Consider the following 17831-nt stretch of genomic DNA (forward strand, 5'->3'; position numbering starts at 1 on the left):
GTGCCCCCCGCTGCCGCCTCCTCCGTCCCCGTGCGGAGCCGCCGTGCCGCGGATTGAGCAACCCCCATCGAACGACAATACTCACGATATGGCCAAACGGGACCGGCTCCGGCGTGCGAAGGGCCGCAGCGCGCCGCGTACCGGGCCTGAGCGCCCCGAGCACCCCGGTGCCGCGCCTCGGCAGCGCTCCCTCTCATGGGGGCGGCAGGCGCGCTCCCTGCTGGGTGTGCACACCGTCGCGGGCCAGGTTTTGCTGCTGCAACTGGTGCTGGTGCTCGTCCTCGTCGCCGTGACGGTCGCGGGCCTCGTGGTGCAGTCCCGCCGCCAGAGCATCGAGGGGACCCGCGACGAGGTACTCGCCGCCGGAGAAGGGTTCGCGAACGCTCCGGGGACGGCGGAAGCCCTGGACAGCCCCGATCCGACCGCGGTTCTCCAGCCGCGTGCCGAGGCCGCCCGGAAGCGGACCGGCGTCGACAACATCGTCGTGGCCACCACGGACGGCATCCGTCTCACACACCGGGACCCCGGCCGGATCGGAAAGCGCTTCGTCGGGCCCTACAAGAAGGCGCTCGAAGGCGAGTCCCTCACCCACACCGTCACCGACCCGCTGGGGCTGTCGGTGTACGCCGCCGTGCCCGTCTTCCGCGCGGACGGCACCGTCGCGGGCGTGGTCGCGCCGGAGATCACCATCGACAACGTCAACCAGGAGGCCCAGCAGCAACTGCCGCTGCTCTTCGGCACGGCCGCCGGCGTGCTGGTGCTGGCGATGGGCGGCTCCGCGCTGGTGAGCCGGCGGCTGCGCCGCCAGACCCGGGGACTCGGGCCGATCGAGATGACGCGGATGTACGAGCACCACGACGCGGTGCTGCACGCGGTACGCGAAGGCGTGCTCATCGTCGACGACAGAGGACGGCTGCTGCTGGCCAACGACGAGGCGCGGCGGCTGCTGGACCTGCCCGAGGACGCGGAACGGCGGGCGGTCGGCGACCTCGGCCTGGCTCCCGGCACGGCGGAACTGCTGGCCTCCGGCGAACCGACCACCGATGCGGTGCACCTGGTCGGGGACCGGCTGCTGGCCGTCAACGTGCGGTCCGTCGAGCAGAGCGGGGGAGCGTCCCACAGCGTGGCCACGCTGCGCGACACCACGGAGCTGCAGGCGCTGGCGGGCCGCGCCGAGGTGGCCAGGGAGCGGCTGCAACTGCTCTACGACGCCGGGGTCCGGATCGGGACCACCCTGGATGTGGCGCGCACCGCCGAGGAACTGGCCGAGGTCACCGTGCCCCGGTTCGCCGACTTCGTCACCGTCGAACTTCTGGACCCGGTGCTGCGCGGAGAGGAGCCGGGCGAGGCCGGCACCGAGATGCGCCGCACCGCCGTCCGCGGCATCCGGGACGACCCTCCCCTCTATCCGGAGGGCGAGCTGATCCGGTTCGCGCCCACCAACCCCGTCGCCGCCGTCGCGACCAGCGGCCGGCCGGTGCTGGAACCCGACCTGGCCGCCTCCCGCGGCTGGCGCGCCCAGGATCCCGAGCGTGCCCGGCGGGTGCTCGCGTACGGCATCCACTCCCTGCTCTCGGTACCGCTCCAGGCGCGTGGCGTGGTGCTGGGAGTGGCCGACTTCTGGCGCTCCGAGGGCGAGCCGTTCGGTGAGAGCGACCTGTCCTTCGCCAAGGAGCTGACCGCCCGCGCGGCCGTGAGCATCGACAACGCGCGGCGCTACACCCGCGAGCATGCCATGACCGTCACCCTGCAACGCAGCCTGCTCCCCCGCGAGCTGCCGGAACTGTCCGCCGTGGACGTGGCGTTCCGCTATCTGCCGGCGCGGGCGGGGGTGGGCGGGGACTGGTTCGACGTCATCCCGCTGCCGGGTGCCCGGGTGGCGCTGGTGGTGGGGGACGTGGTGGGCCACGGGCTGCACGCGGCCGCCACCATGGGCCGGCTGCGCACCGCGGTGCACAACTTCTCCGCACTCGACCTGGCACCCGACGAACTCCTCTCGCATCTGGACGAACTCGTCGCCCGCATCGACCAGGAGCGCGCCGTGGAGGGCGACGGCACCGCCCTCACGGGGGCAAGCTGCCTCTACGCCGTCTACGACCCGGTCTCCGGCCGGACCACCGCCGCGCGCGCCGGTCACCCCGGGCCCGCCCTCGTGCACCCGGACGGCACCGTCACCTTCCCCGACCTCCCTCTCGCCCCTCCGCTGGGACTCGGAGCCGGGATGCCGGTCGAGACCGCGGAACTGGACCTGCCCGCCGGCAGCCGGCTGGCGCTGTTCACCGACGGCCTCGTCGAGAACGGGGAACGCGACGCCGACACCGGTCTCGCGCTCCTGCGCGACGCCCTCGCCCAGCCGGACCGGACTCCCGAGGAGACCTGCCGGGCCGTGATCGGCGCACTGCTGCCCGAGCACCCCAGCGACGACATCGCGCTGCTGGTGGCCCGCACCCACACCCTGGCCCCGGACCAGGTCGCGACCTGGGAAGTGCCCGACGACCCGACCGCCGTGGCGCCCGTTCGCGCCGCATGCGCCCGGCGCCTGGCCGACTGGGGCCTGGCGGACCTGGCCTTCACCACCGAGTTGATCGTCAGCGAACTGGTCACCAATGCCATCCGTTACGGAATCCCGCCCATCCACCTCCGGCTGCTGCGGGACCGCAACAGCGTGATCTGCGAGGTCGCCGACGGGAGCAGCACGTCGCCGCATCTGCGCCGCGCGGCGATCACGGACGAAGGGGGCCGCGGGCTCTACCTCATCGCCCGGTTCGCGCGGCGCTGGGGCACCCGCTACACCGGCCGCGGCAAGATCATCTGGACCGAGCAGCCACTGCACGACGGCGGGGACGAAACCGGCGAGGAGTCCGGAGAGAGCCTGCTGGACCAGTGGGGCGACGCGGAGCTGTGACGCCCCCGGCACCCGGCCCGGCGGGACCCCGGCCCCGGCGGGCCGCTCCGGTACACGTCCCGGAACCGCTGCCGCGCCCCGGGCGGCGCCGGTTCACCGCACCGGCCAGCCGGGTCGGATCAGAACACCGACCAGCCGGTGAGCGAGGTGAAGGCGTCCAGCGCCGCGACGCCGGCCACCGAGTTGCCGCGCAGGTCCAGGCCGGGGCTCCAGACGCAGAGCGTGCACCGGCCGGGCACCACCGCCAGGATCCCGCCGCCGACCCCGCTCTTGCCGGGCAGCCCCACCCGGTAGGCGAAATCGCCCGCCGCGTCGTAGGTCCCGCAGGTGAGCATGACCGCGTTGACCCGCTTCACATCGCGGGCCGGGAGCAGCCGGGAGCCGTCCGTCCCCACCCCCTGCCGGGCCAGGAAGGAGCCGGCCAGCGCCAAGTCGCGGCAGCTCATGCTGATCGAGCACTGCCAGAAGTAGTGGTCCAGCACCGTCGGTACGGGATTGTCCAGATTGCCGTAGCTGGCCATCAGGTACGCCAGGGCGGCGTTGCGGTCCCCGTGCTCGGACTCGGAGGAGGCCACCTGCGGGTCGAAGCGGACGGCCGGATTGCCGCTCTGGGTGCACAGGAAGTCCAGCATCGAGGTACTGGCGTCGCCGGTGAGCGACTGCAGCCGGTCGGTGACCACCAGCGCGCCCGCGTTGATGAAGGGGTTGCGCGGGATGCCGTTCTCGTACTCCAGCTGCACCAGGGAGTTGAAGGCCGTGCCGGACGGCTCGCGGCCCACCCGGCTCCACAGGCTCTCACCGTCCCGGGCCAGAACCAGCGCCAGGCCGAACGCCTTGGAGACGCTCTGTATCGAGAAGGGCACCTGCCAGTCGCCGACCCCGGTGACCGAGCCGTCCACGTCGGCGACCGCCATGCCGAACCCGCCCAGGTCCACCTCGGCCAGCGCCGGGATGTAACCGGCCGGCTGTCCGCGGCCGACCTGGGGCGCCGCGGTGGCCGCGACCTCCTCGAGCACCGCCTGGTAGTCCATCGTCCGCGCTTCTCCCGAGCGTCGTGTGCCGTCTCCGATGCCGGGCACGCGCCGCCTGGAGCGGCACCGGTGCGCACGCCGGGTCCGGCGCAGACTCTAGCCTGCGCGAGCGGCCGGACCTGCGGCGGGACCTGCGGCGCGGCCCCGCCGCGGGATGGCGGAGCCGACCGTGCGCGGCAGCGGCCCGCCGGGGTGCCTCACCACTCCAGGGCGGTCACCGTGAACAGGCCGCCGCACACCCGCAGTCCGTCCACTTCGGCGGTCAGGGCCCGGTCGGAGCCGGGCGGACGCACCTCGACGGACCCCGGCTTCGCCCAGCAGGAGCCGTCTGCGGCGTCCTCGCTCCTGGTGCGCAGCTTCGCGTGGGCGCGGGTGGAGGGCTGCACGGTCACCGTCCGGCCGGCGCCGCCCGCGTGGGCGGCCGGGCTGCCGATCGCGGCGCCGTCCTCACCGGTCAGCGACACCCGGGGGTAGCCCTTGAGGAGGCAGGCGGCGTCCGTGGTGTTCTTCAGGGCCACGTCGAAGTACCGGCTGCCGGCCGGGCTCTCCGCCGGATCCAGGGACATCGTCAGGTCCGAGGCGGCACAGCGCCGGGCTCCGCCTCCGGCCGCCTCATGGCCGCCGCCGGTGGCCGGGGCGGAGGAGCCGGGGGCGCCGTCGGCCGCGGAAGCGGGCGGCGAGTCGCCCGGGCCCGGATCCTTGCCGTCAGCGTCATCCCCGCCGCCGCACGCGGCGACCGCGGCGAGCAGCAGCACCGTCCCCGCGGCAGCCCGCACCCGCCGCCAGGACCGGCCCGGGGCGCGGCGGGCCCGGTACGCCGTATCCGCCGTACCCGGGACACCGAAAGTCATGATCATTGCTCTATACCTATCAGTACCCGACTTCGGGCCTCAAGCCTTCCGGGCCCACCGGATGCGCCATACACCGCGCCGAGTCCGCCGTCCGCACGCGTGCCGGTGGCCCCACTGGCGGCCTCCCCTCCGAGGGCGGCGCCGGCGCCGCAGGGCGCCTCCGTGCGGGCGGCCGGGCGCGATGCGCCCGCGTAGACTGAGCCGGACCGGCCGGGCGTAGACGGGGAGGGACGATGCAGCGCAGCGCGCGGGCACGGTCCCGTCGTACGGCGTCCGTCCTCCTCGCCCTGGTATGGGGCGCTCTGCTGCTGGTGCCGGGTACCGCCACGGCTGCCCCCGGACCGGGCGGGGCACCGGCCGCCGCCGTGGTGACAGCGGACCGGGGAGCGCATCACGGCGCGCACACACCCGCCTTCCGCCCCGAATCCCGTTCCGGGCCGGTGGCGCACGACGCCACGGCCGACGCCCCGCACGAGGCCCGGTTGTCCGGGCACCCGGCCCATCCGCCCGCGCTGCCGACCGCCGTTCCGGCCGCGGCGGCCGTCCCACTGCCCGGCGGTCCCGCCGGCCGTCCCGTACAGGAGCGCGCGCCGCCGCCCTCCTGGTACCACCCGCGCACCAGCCGGGGCCCGCCCGCCGGGCCGCTCGACGTCTGACCGAGTCGGCTGGTTCCCCTCCGCGCCCCGGGCCGCGGCGCCGGTGCTCCTCGCGACGGGAGCGCCCGGCCGCGCGCCACCCCACCGGGTGAGGACCCCGCGCTTCCTGCCCCGGCGGGCCGATGCCGCGCCCCCTACCGCCGCGCCTGCCCGTCCGGCACCCCGCACGCCCGACCGCGCGCGGATGCCGTGCCCCGGGCGCCCCGCGGCGCGTTCCACCGGCGTCGTCCCCGAGGCGGCTCCGGGGCGCGAGCGGGCGGCCGACTGCCCCGTTTACCGCGCAGCGCGCGGTACCTCTTCAGCCTGGAGTGGTCGTGTCCCGTACGCCTCGCCGTACCTCTGCCGCCGGTGCCCAGCGCCGGTCCCGCGCGCCGCTGTGGCGCGCGTTGCTGGCCTGCGTCGCCGTAGGAGTCTCGCTCTTCTTCGCCCTGAGCACCCCGCCCCGGCTGGGGCTGGACCTCAAGGGCGGCACCCATCTCGTCCTCCAGACGCGGGACGGTCCCGGCGTGCGCGCCGACGGGGCCGCCACCGACCGTGCGCTGGAGGTCCTGCGCAAGCGCGTCGATGCGCTGGGTGTCGCCGAGCCCTCGCTGTCCCGGGCGGGGGAGAACCGGATCGTCGTGGAACTGCCCGGGGTGCAGGACCCCCGGGAGGCGGCCGAGGTGATCGGCCGCACCGCCCAGCTGACCTTCCACCCGGTCGAGCAGGTCACCGACCGACGCGCGGCCGCCGGGGAACGCACCGGACAGGAACCCGGCGGCGCCAGGACCCTGCCCGACCCGGACGCCGCGGGCGCCTTCCTCCGCCTGGGGCCGGCGGCGCTGACCGGTGAGGGCGTGCGGGATGCCGCGGCGCGGTTCGACACCGTGCAGGGCAGCGGCTGGAACGTGACCGTCGACTTCCGCGACGGTGCCTCCGACCGGTGGGCGGAGCTGACCGGTCGGGCCGCCTGCCGGGCTCCGGACGCCCCGCAGCGCCGGGTGGCCATCGTGCTGGACGACCGTGTGGTCTCCGCACCGCATATCCAGCACAGCGTCCCCTGCCGCACCGGGATCACCGGCGGCTCCACGCAGATCACCGGCGGCTTCGACGACGAGGAGGCCAAGGACCTGGCGGCACTCGTCAAGGGCGGCGCGCTGCCCGTCCCCGTCGAGGTGGTCGAGCAGCGGACGGTGGGTCCCACGCTGGGCGCCGACGCCATCCGGGCGAGCGCTCAGGCAGCGGTCGTCGGGCTGGTGTGCACGGGGCTGTTCCTCACCGTCGTCTACCGTCTGCTGGGCGGGCTGGCCACCCTCGCCCTCGTGGTGTACGGCCTGCTCTCGTACGCGGCACTCGTCGCTCTCGGAGCCACGCTGACGCTGCCGGGACTGGCCGGATTCGTCCTCGCCATCGGCATGGCGGTCGACGCCAACGTCCTGGTCTTCGAACGCGCCCGGGAGGACTACGGCCGCCCCGCCCCGCGGCCCGACAAGGGCCGCCCCGGGCGGGATCTGCCGCGGGCACTGCGGATCGGCTTCCGGCAGGCGTACAGCGCCGTCATCGACTCCAACGTCACCACACTGCTGGCCGCCGGGCTGTTGCTCGTCTTCGCGACCGGGCCGGTCAAGGGCTTCGGCGTGACGCTCTCGCTCGGCGTGCTGGCCTCGATGGTCTCCGCGATGGTCGTCACGCGGGTGCTCGCCGAGTGGGCCGTGCGGCGCCGCGGCGTGCGGCGGCACCCCGGGATCACCGGTCTCGCGGGCCGCTCGCGGCTGCGCGGCCGGCTGGCCTCTCGCGGGCCGCGGCTGGCGCGCCGCCCAGGCCTGTGGCTGAGCGTGATGGGCGGACTGGTCCTGGCAGCCCTCGCCGGGATCGGACTGCGCGGACTCGAGTTCGGCGTGGAGTTCACCGGGGGCCGCCTGATCGAGTACAGCACCGCACGGCCCGTCGACGCCGACACCGCACGGCAGGCCGTGGCGGACGCCGGCTTCCCGCGCGCCGTGGTGCAGGAGGCGGGCGACGGCGGCGTCTCGGTGCGCACCGAAGCGCTCGGCGAGGGCGGGAGCGCACGTATTCAGCAGGAGCTGCGCGAGGCCGGCGGCCGGATCACGGTCGAGCGGGACGAGACGGTCGGCCCCAGCCTCGGCACCGAACTGCGGGACAAGGCGCTGTTGGCGCTGGCCCTCGCTGTCGGCGCCCAACTGCTGTACCTGAGCGTCAGGTTCCGCTGGACGCTGGCCACCGCCGCGGTCGTCGCGATGGTGCAGGACGTGCTGCTGGTCGTCGGCCTGTTCGCCTGGCTCGGCAAACCGGTCGACAGCGTCTTCCTCGCCGCGCTGCTGACCGTCGTCGGATACTCGGTCAACGACACCGTGGTCGTCCTCGACCGGCTCCGCTCCATGCGCCGCGCCGACCGCTCCCGGCCGCTGCCCGACCTGGCCGACGCCGCCGTGCTGCGCACCCTGCCGCGCACCGTGAACACCGGTATGGGGGCGCTGTTCATCCTCGTCGCGCTGGCGCTGCTGGGCGGTGACTCGCTGACCGACTTCTCGGTGGCGCTGCTGGCCGGTGTGGTGCTCGGGATGGTGTCCACGGCGCTGACGGCCGCACCGCTGGCCGCGGTGCTGGAGCGGTGGCGTCCGGAACCGCGGCGGGCGGTGCCGGAGCGGCGGCGCGCCGGGAAGGACTCGGGCGCCGTCGTGTAGCCGGCCCGCCGGGCGGGGCACCCGGCGAGCGCCGTCGGCCCCGCCCGGCGGCCGGGGGGTATCAGGTACCGGGCCCCGGGGACAAAGAGCCGACACGCGGGCCGCCTGTCAACAGCCCGACCGGCGGCGCGAGATGCTGGGCCGCCGGGTCTCCGCGGGCCGCCGGCCGCCGCCCGGCCCGTGTCCCGCGGAGACCCGGCCCCACCACCGATACAGGAGCAGTACATGGCCGTCTCCGTCGTGCTCTTCACCCGCGACCTCCGCCTGCGCGACAACCCGCCGCTGCGGGAAGCCCTCGCCGCCGGCGACGCGGTGGTCCCGCTCTTTGTCCGGGACGACGCCATCAGCGCCGCCGGGTACGCCGTGCCCAACCGGCGCGCGTTCCTCGCGGACTGCCTGGCCGACCTCGACCGGCAGTTGCGGGAGCGGGGCTCCCGCCTCGTGGTGCGCAGCGGGGACGTCGTCGAGCAGGTGTGCCGGGTCGCGCACGAGGCCGGTGCCGCCGAGGTCCACATGTCCGCCGACGTCAGCGCCTACGCCGGCCGGCGGGAGGAGCGGCTGGCCGCGGCCCTGGAGCCGGCGGGCCGGCGGCTGCGGGTGCACGACCGGGTGATCACGGCGGTGGCCCCGGGGGAGATCACACCCACCGGGAAGGACCACATGGCGGTCTTCACACCGTACTTCCGGCGCTGGGAGAAGGACCACCAGCGTGACGTGGTGGGCGCGCCCCGGCGCGTTCCCGGGACCGAGGACGTCCGCGGGGAGGAGATCCCCACCCGGGCAGCGGTGCGGGAGGTCTCGCCCGGCGTCCCGGCGGGCGGCGAGACCGCGGGCCGCAAGCGGTTCACCGACTGGCGCCGCTCCGGCATGGACTCCTACGAGGAACAGCACGACGACCTGGCCGCAGACGCCACCTCTCGGCTGTCCCCGCACCTGCACTTCGGCACCCTCTCACCCGTCGAACTCGTCGCCAGGGCCCGGGAGAGGGGCGGCCCCGGCGCCGACGCGTTCGTGCGGCAGCTCGCCTGGCGGGACTTCCACCACCAGGTCCTCTGCGCCCGGCCGCGGTCCGGGCACGCCGAGTACCGCTCGCATCAGGACCGCTGGCGCACCGCGGAGGAGGCACCGGAGGAGGTCGACGCCTGGAAGCAGGGCGCCACCGGGTTCCCGGTGATCGACGCCGCCCTGCGCCAACTCCGCCACGAGGGCTGGATGCACAACCGGGGCCGCCTGCTGGTCGGCAGCTTCCTCACCAAGACCCTGTACATCGACTGGCGCGTCGGCGCCCGGCACTTCCTCGACCTGCTGGTGGACGGGGACATGGCCAACAACCAGATGAACTGGCAGTGGGTGGCAGGCACCGGCACCGACACCCGCCCCAACCGCGTCCTCAACCCGATCACCCAGGCGAAGAAGTACGACCCCCGAGGCGACTACGTACGCCGCTGGGTACCGGAACTGGCGCAGCTCCCCGGCCGTACGATCCACGAACCGTGGAAACTGGACGATCGGCAGCGGGCGGCTCTGGACTATCCCGAGCGGATCGCCGACCTCCCCGCGGCTTCCGGCCGCTTCCTGCGAGCGCGCGGCAAGTGAACCGGAGCTGATCCCCCGTGACCACCTCTCCCCGCGCCCACTGGCTCTTCGGCGACCAGCTCGGCCCGCACTTCCTGACCCCCGGCCCGGACGGCCCCGCCGGGAACGCGCCGCTGGTCATGATCGAGTCGCGGGCGGTGTTCCGGCGCCGGCCCTTCCACCGGGCCAAGGCGCACCTGCTGCTGTCCGCGATGCGCCACCGCGCCGCCGAACTCGGCGACCGGGTCACCTATGTGCGCGCCGAGACCTACCGCGAGGGGCTGCGGACCGCGCTGGGCGACCGGAGCGCCACGGTCCACCACCCCACCTCGCGCGCCGCGCTCGGGCTGGTGCAGGGCCTGCCGCAGGTCACCGTCCTGCCCGCCCGCGGCTTCCTGGTCGACCAGGGCTCCTTCCGCGCCTGGGCGGACGGGCACGCGGGTGCCCGGCTGCGCCAGGAGGGCTTCTACCGGTGGGTCCGCCGCGACCATGACCTGCTGATGGACGGCGACCAGCCGCTGGGCGGCCGCTGGAACCTGGACAGCGACAACCGCGAACCCCCGCCCGGGGACCGTGCGACGCTTCCGGTGCCGGCGCCCTACCGGCCCCGCGAGGACGAGATCGACGACGAGGTGCGCCACGACCTCGACACCTGGGAGCGCGCGGGGGAGGTACGGTTCGTCGGCCGCGACGGTCCGCGCCGCTTCCCCGCCACCCGCCGCGAGGCGCTCGCCGCGCTGCGCCGCTTCCTCGCGGACCGGCTGCCCACCTTCGGGCCGTACGAGGACGCCATGCTCGCGGCCGATCCGGTGCTCAGCCACAGTCTGCTGTCCTCCTCGCTCAACCTCGGGCTGCTGGACCCCTGGGAGGTGCTGGAGCGGGCGGAGCGGGCCCACCGCGCCGGGGAGGCCCCGCTCAACAGCGTGGAGGGGTTCGTCCGGCAGATCTGCGGCTGGCGCGAGTACGTCTGGCAGCTGTACTGGTACTTCGGCGAGGACTACCGGCGGGCCAACCGGCTGCGGCACCGGGCCCCGCTGCCCGAGTGGTTCATGGCACTGGACGCGGACGCCGTGGAGGCCCGCTGCCTGCACACGGTGCTGGCCCAGGTCCGCGACGCCGGCTGGACCCACCACATCCCCCGGCTGATGGTGCTGGGCTCCTACGCGCTCCAGCGCGGCTGGGACCCGGCCGCGGTCACCGACTGGTTCCACCGCAGCTTCGTCGACGGCTACGACTGGGTCATGCTGCCCAACGTCGTGGGAATGTCGCAGTACGCGGACGGCGGCCGGATGACCACCAAGCCCTACACCTCGGGCGGCGCCTACCTGAACCGGATGAGTGATCTGTGCGGGGGCTGTGCCTACCGGCCCGACGTGCGGGTGGGCGACCGCGCCTGCCCCTACACCGCCGGGTACTGGTTCTTCCTGCACCGGCACCGGGAGGCGTTCGCGCACAACGCGCGGATGGCGCAGCCGGTCCGCGGACTGGAGCGGCTCCGGGATCTGGACGCGCTGCTGGAGCAGGAGAAGGAGCGAGGGGACCGGGCTCCCTGAGGACCGCTGCCACCCGCGCCCCGGACGAGCGGCATGTCCCGGCCGGCGCGGGGCGCGTGCTGGGCCGTGCCGGTCGCATCTCCTCGACCACTCGGAGCTTCCCGGCGCCGACACGCCCGGAGTGCTGGAAATCGGGCCTCCGCGTGCGCTCGAATACGGACTGGCAGGCGAACCCGGCCGGTCCGTCTTCCCCTCCACTGGCGTCCGGCGAAGGGAGTCCTGTGGCTGTCCACCATGGTGCGGATGGCCGTGCCGACCCGCGGCGCGGGACGCTGTCGGTCAACCCTTTCCACGCGGTGGCCGACCCCGCCGAGGCGATGGAGACGGTGCCTCCGGTGGACCGGCTGCCCGACGGGCCGATGCCGTCCGAGACCACCTACGAACTGGTGCGCGACGAGCTGATGCTGGACGGCAACGCCCGGCTGAACCTGGCGACCTTCGTCACCACCTGGATGGAGCCGCGGGCCGAGGCGCTGATGGCCGAGTGCAGCGCCAAGAACATGATCGACAAGGACGAGTACCCGCGCACGGCCGAGCTGGAGCGCCGCTGCGTGGCGATGCTCGCCGACCTGTGGCACGCCCCGGACCCGCAGCGTGCGGTGGGCTGCTCCACGACCGGGTCCAGCGAGGCCTGCATGCTGGCCGGGCTGGCCCTCAAGCGCCGCTGGACCCGGCGCAACGCCGACCGGTTCCGCACCGGCGCCCGGCCCAACCTCGTCATGGGCGTGAACGTGCAGGTGTGCTGGGAGAAGTTCTGCAACTTCTGGGAGGTGGAGCCGCGCGTGGTGCCCATGGAGGGGGAGCGCTTCCACCTCGACCCGCAGCGCGCCGCTGAACTCTGCGACGAGAACACCATCGGGGTCGTGGGCATCCTGGGCTCCACCTTCGACGGCTCCTACGAACCCGTCGAGGATCTCTGCGTGGCGCTGGACGCGCTGCAGGAGCGGACCGGGCTCGACGTGCCCGTGCACGTCGACGGGGCGTCCGGCGCCATGGTCGCGCCGTTTCTCGACCCCGGGCTGGTGTGGGACTTCCGGCTGGAGCGGGTGGCCTCCATCAACACCTCGGGGCACAAGTACGGGCTGGTGTACCCCGGGGTGGGCTGGGCTCTGTGGCGCGACGCGGAGAGCCTTCCCGAGGAACTGGTCTTCCGGGTCAACTACCTCGGGGGCGAGATGCCCACGTTCGCGCTGAACTTCTCGCGGCCCGGCGCGCAGGTCGCGGCGCAGTACTACACCTTCCTCCGGCTGGGCCGGACCGGCTTCCGCGCGGTGCAGCAGGCCGCCCGGGACGTGGCCCGCAGCCTGGCCGAGCGGATCGCCGCGCTCGGCGACTTCCGGATGCTCACGTGGGGCGACCAGTTGCCGGTGTTCGCCTTCACCACGGCGTCCGGCGTCACCGCCTACAACGTCTTCGACGTCTCCCGGCGGCTGCGCGAGCACGGCTGGCTGGTGCCCGCCTACACCTTCCCGGCGAACCGGCAGGACCTCTCGGTGCTGCGCGTGGTCTGCCGCAACGGTTTCACCGCCGACCTGGCGGACCTGCTGCTCGACTCGCTGGACGGGGCCCTGCCCGAGCTGCGACGGCAGCCGGGGCCCTTGGAGCGCGACGAGCAGAAGGCGACCGGCTTCCACCACTGATCCGGCGGGGCGGCACGCCCCGCCGTGCCGTCTGCGGTCCGCGCGCCGCACCGGCTCGTGCCCACGGTCCCGGCCCCCGCGGGGGCCGGGACACGGCGCGTCACGGCCTGGGTGCCAGCTCCGCCATGGCGCCCCAGTCCTGCTGGTCGGGAACGGTGACATTGATGATCTCGGGTGTCCGGGAGATCGCCGCGGACATCGTCTCCAGCCCGGCCGCGAAGTGGTCGGACCCGACGTGCGCGGCTGCGGCCGCGTCGTCGGCGAAGGCTTCCAGCAGCGTGAACCGGCGGGGCTCCTCGACGTCGCGGGACCAGTCGAAGAAGAGGTTGCCCGGCTCGGCGCGGGTGGCCTCGGTGAAGGGGCCCACCAGCGAGAGCCACTCCTCGGTGTACTCGGGGCGGACGGTGAAGCGTACGGCGATGAAGATCATGTACTCATGATGCCGAGTGCGGACGGCTCCGCGCCAGCCGGGCCGCGGCCTCAGCCCGCGGCCGGGCGGGCGCCGGACGCGTCCTCCAGCAGGGCCGCCTCGTCCTCGGCGGCCGCGTCCAGGGCCCGGGTGAGCCGGTCGAGGCGGGTGCGCAGCTCGGCTGCCTCCGCCGCGTCGAAGCCCGCTGCCGCGGCGATCCGGCGCGGGACGCGCAGGGCGCGCTCGCGCAGCTGCCCGCCGTCCTCGGTGAGGTGCACCCGGACCGAGCGCTCGTCCTGTGCGGAGCGCTCGCGCCGGACGAGTCCGGCCGCCTCCAACCGCTTGAGGAGAGGGGAGAGGGTGCCGGAGTCGAGCCGCAGGCGCGCGCCCAGGTCCCGCACCGAGATCTCGTCGTGCTCCCAGAGCACGAGCATCACCAGGTACTGCGGGTAGGTGAGGCCGAGCTCCCTGAGCAGGACCCGGTAGACGCTGCCGAACGCGCGGGAGGCGGCGTTGAGGGAGAAGCAGAGCTGGCGGTCCAGCCGGAGGAAGTCCTCCTCCACCGCGTCCGGGGGTGTCGGCACCTGGTTCATGGCCCCAGCTTACCGGCCCGAGGATTTAAGTTGTGCACAATTTAATTGTGTGCTTCGATTATGCTCGCGGGTGGCCGGAGCGGCCGCACCGCCGTACACCGTCGAGAGGGATGGTCTTTCCATGGACGCGCTCTACACCGCAGTCGCCACCGCCACCCACGGCCGGGAGGGGCGTGCCGTCGCCTCGGACGGCCGGCTGGACCTCCAGCTCGCCCCGCCGCGGGAGATGGGCGGCGACGGCCAGGGCACCAACCCCGAGCAGCTCTTCGCCGCCGGATACGCCGCGTGCTTCGCCGGCGCCCTGGGCGTCGTCGGCCGCCAGGCGCAGGCCGATGTCTCCGAGGCCGCCGTCACCGGCGAGGTCAGCATCGGGAAGCAGGGCGAGGGCTTCGCGCTCGCCGTCACGCTCCGGATCGAGCTTCCCGACGGCCTCGACCGCGAGACGGGCCGCGCGCTGGTCGAGCAGGCGCACCAGGTCTGCCCCTACTCCAACGCCACCCGGGGCAACATCCCGGTGGAACTGGTCATCGAGTGACCGTGCCGCCGGGCGCGCACACCGGCGAGGGGGCACCGGCCGGGCCGGTGCCCCCTCGCTTCCGCCTCCCCGGTCACCTCACCGGTGGGCCGGGAACTGCACCACCTGCTGGTAGGTCGGGCGGTTCTGCCAGTTGGTCAGGTCGTCGGTGATGCCCCCCAGGGGGCGCTGCTGGATGGAGTCGGCGCACCACTGGTCGCCCGCCTCGCACACGTCGTCCCCCGGATATGTGCTCTTCGCCGGGGTGCGCGCGGCCTCCTCCAGGGTGCTCAGCAGGACGTGCCGGCACTGCGCCGGGTCGCCCGCGCCGCAGAACGTCTTCGGTGCGGCCCCCGGCACCTGCTCGCCGAGTACCTTGCGCAGGTCCTTGTCCACGTAGGACCACCAGCCGTGCTGGAAGGACGAGCCCTTGTGCGCCACCCCGTCGCCCGGGGTGGAGGGCGTCTCGTCGATCTGCAGGGCGTCCGTCAGCGCACCGTAGAGATCAGAACCCAGTCCGGGGCGGAACTCGCCCTCGACCAGCAGTGGCCACCAGGCGTCCATCGTCCGGATCGCGTCGGCGTGCGCGTAGGTCCGGGTGCCGGGCCCGGTCTCCTTGCGCTGCGCCCCGTCCTCCAGCCAGCCGCGCAGGCCGTCGACGGCCTCCTTCAGTTCCGGGTCGGTGACCTTCTCGGTCCCGATGACCTCCAGCAGTTCGGGAAGCACCGCCTCGCCGCGCAGGTCGGTGACCGCGGCGTCCTCCATGGCGCGGGTCAGCGAGGCCCGCGAGACCTTCCCGCCGTCGCCGATCAGGGACTTGATCCGGCGGTCGAGCAGATTGCTGCGGTAGACGGGGCCGTCGCCGAAACCCGCCACCGTGTAGCCCTTGGCGATCTTGTTGTTCCAGGACTCGTAGTAATCCTGGTCGATGTCCTGCGGATGCTCCGCGTCCGGCGTGTTGGGCACGGTGTTGGTCTCCGGGTCCCAGTCCCGCCACTCGGTGCCCTCACCGGCCCTGATGGGCAGGTTGGGGTCCACACCCGGGCTGCGGGTCGGGTTGAGGCCGGAGTTGTAGTAGGCGGTGTGCCGGGCGTCGGCGTAGAACCAGTTGAACGTGTAGCCGATCCTGGACGCGGCCTCCTGGAAACTCTCGGGGCCGGTCACCGCCTCCGGGTCGTTGAACATCTGGAAGCCGATCAGCGTCTCCACCTCGTGCCGGTAGGTGGAGCGCAGCGTGGTGTACGCGACGGGGTCGCCGTCGATCGTGGCCCGGTAGCGGACCACCCCGTACGCCGTCCGATGCGCCACCAGCTTGTAGGAGCCGGCCTTGGTGCCGTCGGCGACGGTCGGGCTCCAGGCGTTCTTGCGGACGAGCTTCTCCATCGGAGTGCAGGTGCCGTGGAACAGGTACCCGCTGGATTCCTTCGTCGCCGGGCTGCCGTCGGTGTTGCACAGGTCCACGGCGTAGGTGTCGGTCATGTTCTGGTTCGCCGAGGTGGCGCTCCAGGCGTAGTCCTGCCCCCGGCCGAGCTGCACGTACAGGTTGAGTCCGGCGAAGGCCGCGCCGCGGGCGCTGAGCCCGGGCCCCTGGATTTCCTGGAGCATCAGCAGCTGTGGCGCGAAGTAGCCGGTCTGCGGCCCGAACACGGCCACCGGGTTGCCGGTGTCGGTGTGCTTGCCGGACACCACCAGGGCATTCGACATGCCGTGCTTGCGGGCGAAGAGGTCCTTCGGCAGCACGCCGTCCGACATCGCGCCCTCGGCCTGGGCGAGTTCCGGCTTGTGCCGGAGGTTGGCGTCGGAGGTGGCCGACCGCTCCCGCGCCGACTCGGCCGCCGCGCCGGTGCCCGCCGCGTTTGTACCGGACTTCCGCTTCGTCGCCTGCCCGTCGGCGGCCGAGCCGGTGGGGTCGTAGACCACCTGCTGCCTGCTCACCGAACCCGGGTCGGGCATGGCCACCGCGCGGGGGTTCTCCGGGGAGGCCGCGTAGTCGAACCGCTGGCCGTCGTGGAGAGTGAGGTCGGCCTCGGGGTCGTTCTGCATGCGGAAGGCCCGGTAGACCTTCTCCCCCTCCTCCTTTCCGTACTTGTGCTCGGCCGCCTGTTTGACCAGTGCGGCGGCGACCTGGTTGCCGCCCCCCGAGCCGAACAGCGCGCTGATGACGGTGCCGATGGCGACCAGGTCGGTCGCCTCGAACGGTTCGATCCCGTCGCCGGTGAAGATGTCGGCGTTGCCGGTCAGGTCGTACTCGCCGGGGAAGTACAGCCCCTTCTTCGCGTCGCTGATGTACCGGTTGAGCCCCTTGAGGTAGGCGGTGACGTCCTTGTATGCCTGCTCGCCCCGGGGCCCCGAGGCGCGCACCCGGTCCACCTGCGCCGCCAGTTCGCTCTCCCGGTAGGCGCCGCCCAGGTAGAACTGCTGCTCCAGCTGCCGGTTGCCCTCGGCGCCGCCGGCGAAGGAGGTCAGCTCGCCGCGGCCGATGTGCCGGAAGACATCCATCATCCACAGCCGGTCCTGGCCCGCCGCGTATCCGGCGCCGTACTCGGTGCCGAACCTGGTCGTCCCCTTGATGTGCGGGATTCCGGACTTGTCGCGGGTGATGGTGACGTCGTCGCGGCCGCCCGGCCGCTTCCGGCTCTCGACCTGGTCGTCGGGGACGCCGAAGGAGGCGTCGTTGAAGAAGGTGCTGAGCTTGCCGTTGGTCAGCCCGGCGTACTCGTCCACCAGGTCGGCGTACGGGCCCAACTGGTCGTCGGTGTGCTTCGGTTTGGCGCCGGTGATCTTGTTCAGGATGATCTGGGCCGCGGTGGCCGAGCCGTTCTCGCCCGGCGGCAGGATGTCGTGGCACTGCCCCCGGCAGTAGTCGGTCACCTCCCCGGACGCCGCGGCGGTCCGTTCGTGCGGCGCCGGGGCAGCCGGAGCGGCGACCGCGAGCGAGGGTGCCGCGGTCACCACCAGGCACGCTGCCGTGACCAGACCGGTCCACCGTTTTCGCATCTGACGCCCCCTCAGGCGATCGCTGCTCGACGGGGCCGGCCGCGGCCGGGCCGCCCGCGTCCCATGACCGGAAGGATGCAGCCGCCGGAATATCAGGTCAATCGTCCCGGACGCTTGAACTGGAGCGGGGTCTGGCGGATCCTCACGTCGTGCTCTGTCCGCTCCCGCTCCGCGCGAATACGTCGCGAGCACGTCAAACCCGACAGGTTCGCGCCGCTTCGGCGCCCACCGCGCCCGCCCATGGCCGGTCCTCCGCGCCGGGGCCACGGAGACTTCACCGCGGCGCGGATGCCGCCGGGACCCGTCGCCGGGCCGGGCACGGCGCCGGGAGCAGCGAGCGCGCCTCGGACCGGGGAGCGGGGTACGGTGCGCGGACCCGCGCGCGGGCGTGCCGGGAACGCGGGCCCGGAACGATCCGGACGA

Annotated in this window: 12 protein-coding genes; 7 read left to right on the forward strand and 5 right to left on the reverse strand. The window is 73.8% G+C overall.

Annotation, left to right across the window (positions count from 1 at the left end):
* Positions 1-88: 88 nt before the first annotated feature.
* A complete protein-coding gene (locus ACFYMO_RS05260; RefSeq protein WP_366769998.1) occupies positions 89-2905 on the forward strand; it encodes a SpoIIE family protein phosphatase in 2817 nt (938 codons plus the stop codon).
* Positions 2906-3024: 119 nt separating this feature from the next.
* Here ACFYMO_RS05260 and ACFYMO_RS05265 read toward each other — a convergent pair whose 3' ends face one another.
* Together ACFYMO_RS05265 and ACFYMO_RS05270 are read right to left on the reverse strand one after the other, a co-directional pair.
* Positions 3025-3936, reverse strand: coding sequence for a glutaminase (locus tag ACFYMO_RS05265; RefSeq protein ID WP_366769997.1), 912 nt, complete (start codon positions 3934-3936; stop codon positions 3025-3027).
* Between the two features lie 197 nt (positions 3937-4133).
* A complete protein-coding gene (locus ACFYMO_RS05270) occupies positions 4134-4787 on the reverse strand; it encodes a DUF4232 domain-containing protein (protein WP_366769996.1) in 654 nt (217 codons plus the stop codon).
* 233 nt (positions 4788-5020) lie between these two features.
* Here ACFYMO_RS05270 and ACFYMO_RS05275 point away from each other — a divergent pair, with 233 nt between their 5' ends.
* From ACFYMO_RS05275 to ACFYMO_RS05295, 5 genes are all read left to right on the forward strand, one after another.
* Entirely contained in the window at positions 5021-5443 is a 423-nt protein-coding gene (locus ACFYMO_RS05275; protein ID WP_366769994.1) for a hypothetical protein, read from the forward strand.
* 314 nt (positions 5444-5757) lie between these two features.
* Complete coding sequence (gene secD / locus ACFYMO_RS05280) at positions 5758-8127, forward strand: protein translocase subunit SecD (RefSeq protein ID WP_366769993.1); 2370 nt, start codon at positions 5758-5760, stop codon at positions 8125-8127.
* 225 nt (positions 8128-8352) lie between these two features.
* Positions 8353-9723, forward strand: coding sequence for a cryptochrome/photolyase family protein (locus tag ACFYMO_RS05285; RefSeq protein WP_388544322.1), 1371 nt, complete (start codon positions 8353-8355; stop codon positions 9721-9723).
* Between the two features lie 17 nt (positions 9724-9740).
* Entirely contained in the window at positions 9741-11255 is a 1515-nt protein-coding gene (locus tag ACFYMO_RS05290) for a cryptochrome/photolyase family protein (RefSeq protein WP_388544325.1), read from the forward strand.
* A gap of 221 nt (positions 11256-11476) precedes the next feature.
* Entirely contained in the window at positions 11477-12895 is a 1419-nt protein-coding gene (locus ACFYMO_RS05295; protein ID WP_388544328.1) for a glutamate decarboxylase, read from the forward strand.
* A gap of 100 nt (positions 12896-12995) precedes the next feature.
* Here the strand turns inward: ACFYMO_RS05295 and ACFYMO_RS05300 are convergent, their stop codons facing one another.
* Together ACFYMO_RS05300 and ACFYMO_RS05305 are read right to left on the reverse strand one after the other, a co-directional pair.
* A complete protein-coding gene (locus ACFYMO_RS05300; protein ID WP_388544331.1) occupies positions 12996-13325 on the reverse strand; it encodes a putative quinol monooxygenase in 330 nt (109 codons plus the stop codon).
* A 50-nt stretch (positions 13326-13375) separates the two neighbouring features.
* Positions 13376-13897, reverse strand: a complete 522-nt coding sequence (locus ACFYMO_RS05305; RefSeq protein ID WP_388544334.1) for a MarR family winged helix-turn-helix transcriptional regulator — start codon at positions 13895-13897, stop codon at positions 13376-13378.
* A gap of 121 nt (positions 13898-14018) precedes the next feature.
* Between ACFYMO_RS05305 and ACFYMO_RS05310 the strand changes: the two genes are divergently transcribed.
* Positions 14019-14432, forward strand: coding sequence for an organic hydroperoxide resistance protein (locus tag ACFYMO_RS05310; RefSeq protein WP_388544337.1), 414 nt, complete (start codon positions 14019-14021; stop codon positions 14430-14432).
* A gap of 78 nt (positions 14433-14510) precedes the next feature.
* Here the strand turns inward: ACFYMO_RS05310 and ACFYMO_RS05315 are convergent, their stop codons facing one another.
* Complete coding sequence (locus ACFYMO_RS05315) at positions 14511-17408, reverse strand: penicillin acylase family protein (protein WP_366769989.1); 2898 nt, start codon at positions 17406-17408, stop codon at positions 14511-14513.
* Between the last annotated feature and the right edge of the window lie 423 nt (positions 17409-17831).

This window comes from Streptomyces sp. NPDC007025 (assembly GCF_042869455.1).
Lineage (GTDB): Bacteria > Actinomycetota > Actinomycetes > Streptomycetales > Streptomycetaceae > Streptomyces.